Source organism: Pseudoalteromonas umbrosa (assembly GCF_030125375.1).
Taxonomy (GTDB): Bacteria; Pseudomonadota; Gammaproteobacteria; order Enterobacterales; family Alteromonadaceae; genus Pseudoalteromonas; species Pseudoalteromonas umbrosa.
This window is the reverse complement of sequence record NZ_JASJUU010000005.1, coordinates 151,986-165,786: the sequence shown is the minus strand read 5'-3', so window position 1 is coordinate 165,786 and position 13,801 is coordinate 151,986. Positions and strand designations below refer to the sequence as shown.

Below are 13,801 nucleotides of genomic sequence, written 5' to 3'. Positions count from 1 at the left end.
TACAATAAGACTACTTGTAGTAACTACTAAATTCCATGATCTCGTCTTATATAACACATTTTCAGTCGCTTGATAGACTGCTCCATGAAACACGCCAGTATTGGCAATTATTAGCCTTTGACCATCTGGTCACGCCTTGGCCTGAATTAGATGAGTATTTATCGCAATTAGATGAGCAAACGGTCACTACACTGGACATGGATCAAGGTGCATTACAGCAAACTTTGGCAAATTACATTCCGCAGTTAGCCGAGATAAGTGAGTTAACACAGATCACATTGACTGAACGTCCACGCACTGAGCTGCCTTTTTGGTTAAGTAATGGTATCAAAGGACGTAAAGTTGGACAGTTGCAAGATTTTGTTTCTGCACTGAATGAACAGCAACTTCCAGTATTGGAGTGGTGTGCAGGAAAAGGGCACTTGGGCCGGATCTTAGCTTATACGGGTGTACCGCATGTGGACAGTATTGAACTACAAGCACATTTATGTGAGCAAGGAGCACAGAGTGCTGCGCATCAAAAACTCGATATGACGTTTCACTGCGCTGATGTGTTGAGTGACCCTGTGAGTCATCATTTTAAAGCCGCGCAACATGCGGTGGCTCTGCACGCTTGTGGCAAACTACATCAGAACTTTATGCGTGAAGCTGCTAAGGTGGGCTGTGAGAAAATTAGCTTATCGCCTTGTTGTTATCACCTGTTTACCAGTGATGAATACCAACCAATGAGTGAAGAGGGGCAACAAAGTGCGCTGCGTTTAACACATAATGACATGAAGCTAGCGTTACAGGAGACTGTGACCGCACCGAGTAGAGTGGCAAAGGTACGTAAAAAAGAAGTACTGTGGCGATTAGCTTTTGATGCGCTGCGACGGGACATTACTCAGACAGATCATTATGTCAGTGTGCCGTCAGTCAATAAGGCTATTTTTTCTGGAGAGTTTTCTGATTTTTGTGTGTGGGCAGCAAACAAAAAAGGTATCGAATTGCCTGAGCAGATAGATTATCAGCGCTATTTATTACAGGCACAAACAAGGCAAAAAGTGACCGAGCGCATTGAGTTAGTTCGCCATGGTTTTCGGCGTGCGATTGAATTGTGGCTTGTGCTAGATAGAGTGTTATATTTGCATGCAAAGGGGTATGACGTGACGCTAGAGCAGTTTTGTGAAAAGTCACTGACACCAAGGAATTTATTGATACAGGCAACCAAACGCCAGTAGCATGAGGAAAAAGAATGTGCCAAAAACACAGCAATCACTTAGCACACTTATTGGAAAATAATCGTCAGTGGGCAGAGCGCACGCGGATACGTGATCCTGAGTTTTTTAAGACTTTATCTATGCAACAAAATCCCGATTACTTGTGGATTGGCTGCTCTGACTCGCGAGTGCCCGCAAATGAAATTGTTGACCTATTGCCCGGTGAGCTGTTTGTTCACCGTAATGTTGCCAATGTGGTGGTGCACACGGATCATAATTGCTTGTCAGTGATGCAATATGCGGTCGAGGTATTAAAAGTTAGCCATATTATGGTTGTAGGTCATTACGGCTGTGGTGGTGTTAAAGCGGCGCTAGAAGAAGCTAAGTTTGGCCTAATAGATAATTGGTTGAGACATGTCGTTGATATTAAAGAAAAGCATCAAGCATTGTTACGTGAAGTCACAGAGGCTGAGCGCAGTGATGTATTGTGCGAGCTGAATGTCATCGAACAAGTACGCAATGTTTGTCGCACAAGTATAGTGCAAGATGCGTGGCAGCGTGGACAACAGCTAAAGGTCCATGGCTGGGTGTATGGATTGGCAGATGGTCTACTGAATGAGTTGGTGCCAGATGTGAGCTCTCAATCTTGTTTGGCAATGAGCTATGAGCAGGCCTTGCTTTCGTTAGTCACACGTCATTTAGATAAGCCGTCTGAGCAAACTGGGTAATGCGGGTGCATTAACGCCAAGCACGTTTAAAAACGTGCTTGATGTACTTTTCAAAACTTAAAGTCTTACTCAGCGTCGCTTTGCTTGTCTAGTTTTGCTTCTAATTCTGCTACTTTGGCTTCTAGCTCAGTGAGCTTTTCGCGTGTTCTGATTAAAACTTTACTTTGAATATCAAACTCTTCACGACTGACAAAATCCATTTCGGTCAATTTTGTTTGAATTGCCTGTTTGGTTTTCGCTTCGAAAGTTTCTGCTAAATTACGCACACCTTGTGGCATGTTGCTTGAGATCTGCTTTGCGATCTCTTCGATTTTTGCTGGATTTATCATGTCAGTGCCTTATAGCTAGTTGATAGGCAATATCTTACCGTAAACAAGAATATCGATAAATGCATTTTAATCTCTGTTACGTATCTAAATATGTTTACGTTTAATCACGATCAAAACATTGCAAATTGGTATTGTGACATGAATAAGATAAACTAAGCGGCTCCAGTTGCTCAGGGTACACGCCTTTTATGAAACTCAATCCCAAACAAGATGAAGCCGTTAAGTATATTAGTGGCCCATGCCTCGTATTAGCAGGGGCAGGCTCGGGGAAAACCCGTGTAATCACGAATAAAATAGCGTACTTAGTACAGCAGTGTGAATATAAAGCACGCAATATTGCTGCGGTAACATTCACCAATAAAGCGGCCAAAGAGATGCGAGAGAGAGTATCTCAAACACTTGGGAAGCAAGACGCAAAAGGACTGTGGATCTCTACGTTTCATACCTTGGGTTTGAACATCATTAAAAAAGAAGTCAAAACATTGGGCTTCAAACCTGGCTTTTCATTGTTTGATGACCAAGACACCAACCAATTGCTATCAGAGCTAACAGAAAAAGAACTCGAAAAAGATAAAGATTTGCTCAATTTATTGAAAATGCAAATTGGTAACTGGAAAAATGATTTGATCTTACCTGAGCGCGCCATTAGGGAAGCGCGTGAACCGCAAAAAGCGTTGTTTGCACAATTATATGCACGTTATCAAACTCAGCTTCGCGCATATAATGCCCTGGATTTTGATGATCTGATCATGATCCCAACCTTGCTCCTTGGCAGCTCCGCAGAGGTGAGAGAACGCTGGCAGAATCAGTTTAGATACTTGCTGGTGGATGAATATCAAGATACCAATACCAGTCAATATCAGCTAGTTAAGTTGCTAGTAGGCGAGCGCGCTCGCTTCACTGTGGTAGGTGATGATGATCAGTCAATCTATTCTTGGCGTGGTGCCAAGCCGCAAAACTTGGTGTTATTGAGTAAAGATTATCCGGGGTTGAGGTTAATTAAGCTAGAGCAAAATTACCGAAGCGCTGGGCGCATATTGAAATCTGCTAACATCCTAATTGCCAATAACCCCCATGAATTTGATAAAAAGCTATTCAGTGAATTGGGTTATGGTGATCCACTGCGTGTAATAGCAACCCGTGACGAAGAACATGAAGCCGAGCGGGTGGTGGCTGAGATTATTTCACATAAATTCATGAAGCGTACTAGCTATAAAGATTATGCCATCTTATATCGCGGCAACCACCAGGCGCGTGTGTTTGAAAAAGCCCTTATGGCTAACCGTATTCCTTATAAGATCAGTGGTGGCATGTCATTTTTCGCTCGCAGTGAAATTAAAGACATCATGGCTTATTTACGACTATTGGTAAACCAAGATGATGACAATGCATTTTTACGTATCGTCAATACACCAAGACGCGAAATTGGTCCTGTGACGCTCGAAAAGTTAGGCAGCTTAGCCAACGATAAACATATTAGTTTGTTTGAGGCGTGTTTTGACCCTGAATTGACACAGCGTTTGACGGGTAAAGGTTTTAACGCCTTGGCAGGTTTTGCACGTTGGATCGTGGAGTTGAGTGACCGCGCTGTAAGAGGTGATACGCTCGAAGCTGTGAAGGATATGATCCGCGAAATCAATTATGAGACCTATTTATATGAGTCTTCAACCAGTGCGAAAGCGGCAGAGATGCGCATGAAGAATGTCTCTGAACTGTATCGTTGGATCAGTGATATGCTGACGGGCGATGCAGATAATCCGCCGATGACATTATCTGAAGTAGTAACGAAGTTAACCCTCAGAGATATGCTAGAGCGTAATGAAGAAGAAGATGAAAGTGATGCTGTACAACTGCTGACTTTGCACGCTTCAAAAGGTTTGGAATATCCGCATGTCTTTATGGTGGGTATGGAAGAGGGGTTATTACCGCATCAAACCAGTATTGATGAAGATAACGTCGAAGAAGAAAGACGTTTAGCGTATGTCGGGATCACCCGAGCACAGCAAACTTTGACTATGACCTATGCCAAAAGCCGCCGTCAATTTGGTGAACAGATCACCCCAGAGCTGAGCCGTTTTGTACAAGAGCTGCCACAAGATGATTTGCAATTTGAAGGCAAAAAAGCAGTGGTATCTCAGTCTGAACGGATGGAGAAAGGTCAAGCGCGTGTCGCTAACTTACGCGCGATGTTAAAACGTTAGTGTTTCTTGCTCGTCAATGCCTGTGCTGTTTTGGCGAGCGCTCTTTAAATTTTGTTGCTTGCCAAAAAACAGTTTTAGGCCATGTTTTTCCAATAAACTTCTGAAGTTTAAGATGGCTGGTCCCTTAGCAATCACTTGTATGGCTTTTAATTTGGTGATCGCCAATATCCCTTGTAGCTGAATATCATAGCTGTTTTGCTGTAAAACACGTTTGCTAAATACAGAACTCAATAAGACATATTTAAAATCGATACTACTTAAGAAAGCGAGGTCACAGCGCTCTTTGGCGAAATCATTAAGGCCAATGTTTACCCCTAATAGTGGCAGTTCTTTGAGATTTTCTAATTGCACACTAGATGCATAACGGACTTCACTTTCATCAAACATAAGGCAAAGCTGGGTACTGTTGTGAGCAAGCATCTGTTTAAGTGTCGCATATGCAGATGATTCTAGAACAATGGTTGAACACGCGAATAACACGTCTTGATCATAGTTTTGGGCTATTTTGAGTGCTTTTTCCAGCAAGCCTAATTCAATGTCTAAATGCTCATCTTTAGCAGCTGCAAATTTTTTTAGTACATCAAAACTTGTGCTACCAAGCACCGGATGCTCACCAAATGCTTCTAAGGTAATTATTTGTGTTGAGTGGTTGGTAAAATCGACCACCTCTGTACTTCTAAAGTGCGTAGGTAGCGCTGTTAAATGGTGTTGCTCTTCAGGCTTGTTGTTGTTACTTGTAGACGCAGTTAATAATGGATGATAAAACTCATAGCGACCTCGCCCAGCATTTTTTGCGTAGTACATCGCAGCATCGGCATCACGAATGATCTCGTCGGTATTTTTGTACTTCTTATTGCTGTAAGTAATACCGATACTGGCACCACTTTGCATGCAAACACCTTTCATACAAAACGGCTGTTGCATAACGCGAATGAGGCGCTTTGCTACGTCTTCAGCTTGCTGTTTATCAGTCAGGTGGTCCAATAATATAACAAACTCATCACCAGCGAGACGCGCAAGTAAATCGTGTTCACGAATACATTCTGCAAATGCGGTACTGACCCAGATTAAAAACTGATCGCCAGCTTGGTGCCCCAGCTCATCATTGATCACTTTAAACTTGTCTAGATCGATAAATAATACTGCAAAGTTATGCTCAGGATAACGTTGATATTTTTGCAATGTTTTTTCTAGTTGAGTCAAAAATAAACTGCGATTAGGCAATGATGTGAGTGGGTCATGATGTGCGTCATGATAGAGTTGCTGTTCAATTTTTTTACGCTCTTCAATTTGCATTTGTAGGTGCAAATTGGTTTGTCTGAGCGCTTTTGTCTTCTCTGCAACGCGATGCTCAAGTTCTTGGTTACTGGCTTTGAGTGCTTGGTTAGCTAAGTGAGTTTGTAGTACTGAGGCGATTTGATTTGATACAAAAGAGATCAGCTCAACATCTTCATGATTGTATTCGTATTCATGGTTATATGCTTGGCAAGCAATTAAACCGATCACCCCTTTGGCCGTTTTCAGAGGTGCGCCTAGCCAACTTGTTGCGGTTTCTAAGTCGTCGTAATCAGGTGGACGTTTTACTACACCGCCTTCAATTAAGATTGCTGCACGATTGGTGTCGATAAGCTGACTGCGCTCGGTGGTGATCACCAGTTCACTGTACCCCTTGGCAAAAGGCCTCGGGCGATATTCAGTGACTTCGTCGACACAGTAGGGGAAGCTCAACCAATTTGAGCCGGTATCGTGTAAAGCGATATAGAGATTGTTGGCAAAGGTAATGGAACGAATGATTTTATGTACTTGCTTGTACACATCATCAATGTCGCTAAACTGAGTTGCCAACTCAGAAATCTTAAATAAGATTTGCTGTCGCTCTAGGGCGCGTTTACGTTGCTCAATCTCTTTATTGAGTGCATCGTTACTCTGCATCAGCGCACGTGTGCGGATCTTTACTTCTGATTCGAGTAGCTCACGTTTTTTTACGCGTTCAATTGCCGTTGCTAGGTATAAAGACATCACCTCAAGAAGCTCAATTTGGTGTTCACTGTAAGCTTGTTGAGGTTGATAGCTCTGAGATACCATTACGCCAATGATGTTTTTATCTCGGAATATAGGTACACCTACCCAATGTTCAGCAGGACTACCTAGGGCTTTAAATTTGCAGTCATCGATCATTTGCTGCATTTCATATTTGGTTAAATACAGCACCTTTTTGGTATTAAAAACATAGCCAGTAACCCCTTGATCAAAATGATGTGATTCATGTAATGGCACAGAAATACCATCCTTTTCATCAACAAAATAAGAGAGCTCAAGTGTCTGGGTAAACTGGTTCTGCAACACAACATAGAAGCTTTTACTGGGTAGATGTTGCTCTAAAATACTATGAATAGCGGGGTATAAAAGGGTTAGCTCGGCAACTGTACTAGCCTGCTCAGAAAGCTGTATCAAGGCATGTTGCAAGTGATAGTTTTGTTTGTATTTTCTCAACAAGGACTCTAAGCGTCGATTCTTACGAGTCAGCTTGCGAATTGCAACGTCGTTTGGATCTTCCAATGATAAAACCAAAGGCTATTATTGTTTATTTATTAAACTTTATATTTTCACTTTTGACTAGAGGGGTCAAGTGCAAAATGTTAATTCAGTTACTAGACAAACATTTTGCCCTAATAGAGACAAATATGCGAGTATTTGTCTCTATTTTTTAAACGGTTTTATTTAAGCATGAAGTCGATAGCGGCTTGAATTTCTTCGTCACTACAGTCCATACAAGTGCCTTTTGGCGGCATTGCATTGAATCCATTGATGGCGTGGTCAAGCAGCACGTCTGAACCTTTACTTAAACGTGCAGCCCAATCATCCGCTGTTTTTGGCGCACCCAATGCACCTGTCCCATGGCAAGCAAAGCAAGAAGCTTGGTAGATTTGCTCACCAGAGCGTGGTCCGGATGGTACTGCGGCTGCAGTGTCTTGTGCACCCGCTAAATAGACTGAACCTATCGGCGCTAATCGCTTTTTGATGGCTTCTTCGGTTAGAGAATTATCATACGGCTGGGCAACGGCGGCCGTGGATAGCATTAAGAGTGCTGCTGACAGTTTCTTCATTTACCTTGCTCACTTCAAATTTAATGTCTTCGATCACGAAGCACGACGGATGACGGTTCCTAATTGAGTATAACGTCACCACCAAATTAGTTAAAATTTAAACTTGATCTTAAGCGTATAAAAAACATCTTTTATTGCGTTAGGGCAAAGATTTGGTCGTTTATGCTTAAAACCAAGCAAATTTTTTGTGAGCAAGTAATTGCGCGTTTAATCGATCAGTTGTGCGAGGCGTTTTATTGCTTTTTCTATGCCTGCTGACGCTTCAACGATGTTACTTGCCAACATATAAGCAGGGGTGCTAATTACTAGTTGCAGCTCGTCTACAACGATGTCGGTAACAGCACATTCTACGTGCTCAGCGCCGAGTGCATTCACTGCAGCGGCAGTGTCAGCATCTGTACCAATGGTGGCTTTTGTACCTGGTTGATGAATATGGCCAATCAGAGCTGGTGCGATACATAAATACGTTATCGGCTTATTTTTGCTGTTAAATTGCTGACAGATTGACTTGAGTGATTCAAGCACTTGTGACTCTGCGCCTTTGAACGCAAAATCAGATAAGTTTTTAGCAACGCCAAACCCGCCCGGGATCACTAAGGCAGCAAAATCATCCACGTTAAGCTCTGCTAAATCTTGAATTTCTCCACGTGCAATACGCGCAGCTTCAGTTAATACATTGCGAGATTCGGCTTGCTCTTCACCTGTTATATGATTAATAACATGGTGCTGTTCAATATTTGGGGCAAAGCAGCGGTATGCAATGCCTTGCTGTGCTAGATGAAGCATGGTCAATACAGATTCATGGATCTCTGCACCATCAAATACTCCACAACCACTAAAAATGATTGCTACTTGTTTCATTTCTTATCTCCTAAGGCTTATTGTGCCTGCTATATTCAATGTAAGACGACCAACTGTGAAAAAAAATATAAAGGATCTGCTTTGATCTTTGATCATTTATGTTAGTATACGCGTCCGCTCGAAATAACGGGTCGTTTTATCACCAGTTTTCTATGGTGAAAAATACATGAGTTAATACATTTCCACAAATTCGTATTTTATTGTATGAAATTTAGTTTGTGTATTTTACTATATTTATCATTACGTTGTATGTATTAGAACACTAGCTTTAATTTATTGCTGGTGCCTTTCTTATGTTTATCTACAAAGTTATCCACAGTTTTTCCTTGTTAAGTTTCATTGCACTCCTCTCGTTTTATGCTATGCCTTGTGGCATCCTTAGCGAGTTATTCAATTTCATTTATTAGGATCCAAAAATATTATGCCTCAGATCCCAGAAAACCCTTTAATTTTAGTGGATGGTTCTTCCTATTTATTCCGCGCTTATCATGCGCCACCGCATTTGACTAATTCTCAGGGGGAAGCCACTGGCGCAATCTATGGGGTAATCAATATGCTTAAGAGCTTACTTAAGCAATTTGATCCTAGCCATATGGTCGTGATATTTGATGCTAAAGGGCCAACGTTCAGAAATGACATGTACTCTGAGTACAAGGCAAACCGACCGCCGATGCCGGATGATTTGCGTACGCAGATTGAGCCGATTCATGAAATCATAAAAGCAATGGGTCTGCCACTGGTCAGTATTGCAGGGGTTGAAGCAGATGACGTAATTGGTACTTTCTCTCGTATTGCTTCTGAGCAAAAGCGCCATGTTCTGATAAGTACAGGCGATAAAGACATGGCTCAGTTAGTTAATGAGCATGTGACGTTAATCAATACAATGACTGATACGGTTTTAGATCCGGCAGGTGTAGTGGATAAGTTTGGTATCGGTCCTGAGCTGATCATTGATTTCCTTGCCTTAATGGGGGACAAGGTCGATAACATTCCAGGCGTGCCGGGCGTTGGTGAAAAAACGGCATTGGCAATGTTACAGGGCCTAGGCTCAATTACCACGCTTTACGATAACCTAGATGAAATTGCACCACTTGGTTTTCGTGGCTCAAAAAGCATGGCGAAAAAGCTAGAAGAGCATAAAGCACAGCTTGAGCTTTCATATGAGCTAGCGACCATCAAACTTGATTGTGATGTTGAAGAAGATCTCGATACATTCAAGATCCAACCGATGGACAAAGATCGCTTGGTTGAGCTATACGGTCAATGTGAATTCAAACGATGGTTGAGTGAACTACTCGATGGTAAATCAGCAGCTGATAGCAAAACGCCAACGGCTGTCGAAGCACAACAACCTGAGATTGAAGGCAACTATGAGACAATCTTAACGGTTGAGCAGTTAAAAGTTTGGGTTGAGAAGCTCAAGGGCGCAGATGTGTTCGCCTTTGATACTGAAACCACCAGTCTAGATTACATGCAGGCTGACTTGGTTGGTATGAGCTTCGCGGTTGAAGCTGGTGAAGCGGCATATTTACCTTTAACCCACGACTATATGGGGGCGCCTGAACAGTTAGATAAAGGTTTGGTGTTTGAACATTTACAGCCGATCTTAGAAGATGAAAGCATTAAAAAAGTAGGGCAAAATTTAAAGTATGATAAAAGCGTACTGGCCCGTGCGGGTATCACATTAAATGGTATCGCATTTGATACTATGCTCGAATCTTATGTCTTTAACAGTGTGGGTACCAGACATGATATGGACTCATTGGCACTGAAGTATTTAGGTCACAAAAATATCAGCTTTGAAGATATCGCTGGCAAAGGCAAAAAGCAACTTACATTCAACCAAATAGAGCTTGATAAGGCGGCGCCTTATGCTGCTGAAGATGCCGATATTACGCTTCGTTTGCACCAGCATTTATGGCCGCTACTAGAAAAAGAGTCGAGTCTAGTGAGTGTGTTTAAGGATATTGAATTGCCATTAATTAATGTCCTTTCTGATATGGAGCGAACGGGCGTTCAAATTGACAGCACTATGCTAGGTGAACAAAGCTTAGAAATTGAAAAGCGCTTAGCAGAACTGGAACAAGAAGCATATACCTTGGCTGAAGAAGAGTTTAACTTAAGCTCCACAAAGCAATTACAAACAATCTTGTTTGAAAAGCTTGGACTGCCAATTTTGAAGAAAACACCAAAAGGTGCACCTTCTACCGCTGAGGAAGTGCTACAGGAATTAGCACATGATTATCCTTTGCCAAAGCTCATCATCGAACATCGCGGCTTGGCAAAGCTGAAGTCGACCTATACAGACAAATTACCAAAGTTGGTTAACGCGGATACGCAGCGTGTACACACTTCATATCATCAAGCTGTTACAGCAACAGGTCGTTTAAGCTCCAGCGATCCTAACTTGCAAAACATTCCAATTCGTAATGAAGCAGGGCGTCGGATCCGCCAAGCATTTGTTGCAGATCAAGGGCATGTGATTTTAGCGGCCGACTACAGCCAAATTGAGCTGAGAATTATGGCGCATTTATCTCAGGATAAAGGTTTGTTAAGCGCATTTGCGCAAGGCAAAGATGTCCATAGTGCAACGGCTTCAGAAGTATTTTCAGTGCCACTTGAAGAAGTGACCTCGGATATGCGTCGTAAAGCGAAAGCGGTAAACTTTGGCTTGATCTATGGTATGAGTGCATTTGGCCTTGCGCGCCAGCTAGATATTCCACGTAATGAAGCTCAGCATTACATGGATAAATACTTTGAGCGCTTCCCAGGTGTTTTAGAGTATATGGAAAGCACGCGTGAAAAGGCGGCTGAGCAAGGGTACGTTGAGACCTTGTTTGGTCGTCGTCTTTATTTACCTGATATTAAGGCGCGCAATGGTGCGCGTCGTAAAGCTGCTGAACGTGCGGCAATCAATGCTCCAATGCAGGGAACCGCTGCTGATATCATTAAAAAAGCCATGATCAAAGTACATCAGTGGTTGCAAACACATAGCCAAGATGAAATTAAGCTATTAATGCAAGTACATGATGAATTGGTTTTTGAAATCAGTGCCGATAAGGTGGCTGAATTTAGTCAACAAATTTGCAGATTAATGAGTGAAGCTGCACAATTAGATGTGCCACTTGTGGTTGAAGCTGATCATGGTGAAAACTGGGAACAAGCCCATTAATTAAACACCTCTTAGTATTTACAGATAAAAGCATGACTTAGTCATGCTTTTTTATTTGTATTGCATAAAATGCTGTATACGTCCCGAATTCATCGGTTATATGTAACTTTAATGTAATAAGTGTGGCCTGCTTGTTTATCATTTATCAAATTGGCTCGTTATTTGCTTTGTGCTGTTTATTTCTAGATGGCTATTTGCTACAGTTCGCGGCGTCCTCATCCTGTAGGACATCCTGTTGATGATGTATCTCTCGAAAGAGGATACTGTGTATTGATAGCTTCTCCCCAGATTGCTATAACGGCTCGTAAAAGGTTTATACGAGCCGGCTTTTCTCTTCATAATATATCTGTCAGTCTTTTAAATTTCGACATATCAAATATTGATCAGTAGGTGTAAATCTAACTCTCTCCATATTTATTTGTTAAGATGTGAAAAATTTTACAAATAGGAATATGTCATGCTTAAGCCTTTTCTTGTTGGTAGCTTATGTTTAATGTCTCAAGCTGTGTCCGCTTGGCAGCTAAATAGTGAGCTGAGTGATCTGAGCTTCACCTCTATAAAATTAAATAGTGTCGCTGAAAATCATCATTTCACATCACTGTCTGGTGAGATCACTGAGTCAGGCCAGTTGAGTATAGAGATTGACTTAAGCAGTATTGAATCCCTAATCCCAATCAGAAATGAGCGCATGAAAAAAGTGCTGTTTGATGTTTCTCAATATCAAACAGCAACCATTAAGGCTGACATTAAGCCATGGTTATCCCAGCTTGATACGGGTCCTCAAGTGCTCAAAGCAGTACCAGTTACACTTAATTTGCATGGTAAAAGCTTGGTGTTAAAGCTGGACCTTATGGTGAATAATCAGGCTAAAACACTGCAAGTATCGCCACTGCGTGCAGTACTCATTAATAGCCGTGATTTTGACCTAACTGATGGGATTGAAGCTTTACGCAAATTAGCAGGCCTAAATAGCATCGCACAAACAGTCCCTGTGACGTTTAATTTGGTTTTTCATGACAGATAAACTGGAACAGTTAATAGCGCACTATGTATCTGCACATTCACCGACTGAACGTTGGCAAGCTGGTGAGTGTGGTGTAGGCACATTTTTAATTGATGGTGCAGGACGTTGGTTTCATCAAGGGGATGAGATTAAACGCCTCACATTGGTGCGCTTATTTGCCAGTGTGCTCAGTTGTGAGCAGGGTGAATATACGTTAAAAACGCCCTCTGAAACATGTGCAGTCACTGTAGAGGAAAGTCCATTTATTATTGTAGCTTGGCATGTCTCTGAGGTTGCTCAGCAATATGACCTTGAGCCAACGATTATTTGCGAAGATAATTTGGGCAGGTTATGGCCTATTTGTAAGGCATTTCCCTTGTACATGGCTGAGTATAAAGACCAGCAAGTTCCGCATTTACAGCTAAATTATGGGTTGTGCGCGCGTATTGAGCGCAATGTTTATTATCAATGGGCAGAGATTGCGAAGTACAATGAGCAACGACAGTCGATGACATTGCACTCCGCTGGTCAGGCGTATGAGCTAACCTAGTCGTTTGGCGTGTTATCGTCCGCTTCTTCTTTGACATAAGGTCCGAGGAACCAGTCATCTAGCTGCCAAGCAAGCTCTTTTAGTCCAAGCCCTTTTAATGATGAAAAGGCATGAACAGTAATATCGCCATCTAGTTCAGAAAGGGCTTTTCGTACTTGTAAGACTTCGGCTTTGCGTTTGCCTTGCTTTAATTTGTCTGCTTTTGTCAGCAGTGCAAGTACAGGGATATCGCTTCCTACTGCCCAATTGATGAGATCCATATCTAAGTCTTTCATAGGATGGCGGATATCCATTAACACCACAATGCCTTTTAGGCTCTGTCTTTTTTGCAAATATTCGCCCAGAGACTTTTGCCATTTTTTCTTCATCTCAATGGGGACTTTAGCAAAACCGTAACCAGGTAAGTCAATTAGGCGCTTGTCTTCATCCAGAGCAAAGGTATTGATCAATTGAGTACGGCCAGGGGTTTTACTGGTACGCGCCAATTTTTGATCTGTCAATGTATTCAAAGCACTAGACTTGCCAGCGTTAGAACGCCCAGCAAATGCGACCTCTATGCCACTGTCTGCAGGTAGGCGGGTAATATCAGGTGCGCTGGTGATGAAAGTAGCGCGGTTATATGGCATACGAGATTTTAACACTCTAACTCCT

General features: G+C 42.2%; 11 protein-coding genes. 6 read left to right on the top strand and 5 right to left on the bottom strand.

Translation table 11 applies throughout. From position 1 onward, the window contains the following. Positions 1–35 precede the first annotated feature (35 nt). Complete coding sequence (locus tag QNM16_RS17870; RefSeq protein WP_284021745.1) at positions 36–1,220, top strand: methyltransferase; 1,185 nt, start codon at positions 36–38, stop codon at positions 1,218–1,220. Between the two features lie 14 nt (positions 1,221–1,234). After that, complete coding sequence (gene can, locus QNM16_RS17865) at positions 1,235–1,927, top strand: carbonate dehydratase (RefSeq protein ID WP_284021744.1); 693 nt, start codon at positions 1,235–1,237, stop codon at positions 1,925–1,927. A 65-nt stretch (positions 1,928–1,992) separates the two neighbouring features. Here the strand turns inward: can and ubiK are convergent, their stop codons facing one another. Then, positions 1,993–2,256: a ubiquinone biosynthesis accessory factor UbiK gene (gene ubiK, locus QNM16_RS17860; protein WP_284021743.1), complete on the bottom strand. Its 264-nt coding sequence runs from the start codon at positions 2,254–2,256 to the stop codon at positions 1,993–1,995. Positions 2,257–2,444: 188 nt separating this feature from the next. Here ubiK and rep point away from each other — a divergent pair, with 188 nt between their 5' ends. Further along, complete coding sequence (rep, locus tag QNM16_RS17855) at positions 2,445–4,457, top strand: DNA helicase Rep (protein WP_284021742.1); 2,013 nt, start codon at positions 2,445–2,447, stop codon at positions 4,455–4,457. On the opposite strand, the gene QNM16_RS17850 is transcribed toward rep, so the two are convergent. From QNM16_RS17850 to elbB, 3 genes are all read right to left on the bottom strand, one after another. Beyond that, positions 4,446–7,016 (bottom strand): diguanylate cyclase domain-containing protein, encoded by a 2,571-nt coding sequence (locus tag QNM16_RS17850; RefSeq protein ID WP_284021741.1) that lies wholly within the window; start codon positions 7,014–7,016, stop codon positions 4,446–4,448. The genes rep and QNM16_RS17850 overlap by 12 nt on opposite strands. A 158-nt stretch (positions 7,017–7,174) precedes the next feature. Then, complete coding sequence (locus QNM16_RS17845; RefSeq protein WP_284021740.1) at positions 7,175–7,564, bottom strand: c-type cytochrome; 390 nt, start codon at positions 7,562–7,564, stop codon at positions 7,175–7,177. A gap of 207 nt (positions 7,565–7,771) precedes the next feature. Then, positions 7,772–8,425, bottom strand: coding sequence for an isoprenoid biosynthesis glyoxalase ElbB (elbB, locus tag QNM16_RS17840; RefSeq protein WP_284021739.1), 654 nt, complete (start codon positions 8,423–8,425; stop codon positions 7,772–7,774). Between the two features lie 421 nt (positions 8,426–8,846). Between elbB and polA the strand changes: the two genes are divergently transcribed. The 3 genes from polA to QNM16_RS17825 all read left to right on the top strand — a co-directional run bounded on the left by polA (position 8,847) and on the right by QNM16_RS17825 (position 13,150). Beyond that, positions 8,847–11,597 carry a DNA polymerase I gene (polA, locus tag QNM16_RS17835; RefSeq protein WP_284021738.1) on the top strand — a complete coding sequence of 917 codons (2,751 nt, stop codon included), beginning with the start codon at positions 8,847–8,849 and terminating at the stop codon, positions 11,595–11,597. A 457-nt stretch (positions 11,598–12,054) separates the two neighbouring features. Continuing rightward, positions 12,055–12,621, top strand: coding sequence for a YceI family protein (locus QNM16_RS17830; protein WP_284021737.1), 567 nt, complete (start codon positions 12,055–12,057; stop codon positions 12,619–12,621). Beyond that, the gene (locus tag QNM16_RS17825; protein ID WP_284021736.1) at positions 12,611–13,150 is read left to right on the top strand and encodes a DUF1285 domain-containing protein; all 540 of its coding nucleotides are present in this window, start codon (positions 12,611–12,613) and stop codon (positions 13,148–13,150) included. Before QNM16_RS17830 ends, QNM16_RS17825 begins: the two co-directional genes overlap by 11 nt. Here the strand turns inward: QNM16_RS17825 and yihA are convergent. After that, positions 13,147–13,791: a ribosome biogenesis GTP-binding protein YihA/YsxC gene (gene yihA / locus QNM16_RS17820; RefSeq protein WP_284021735.1), complete on the bottom strand. Its 645-nt coding sequence runs from the start codon at positions 13,789–13,791 to the stop codon at positions 13,147–13,149. The genes QNM16_RS17825 and yihA overlap by 4 nt on opposite strands. Between the last annotated feature and the right edge of the window lie 10 nt (positions 13,792–13,801).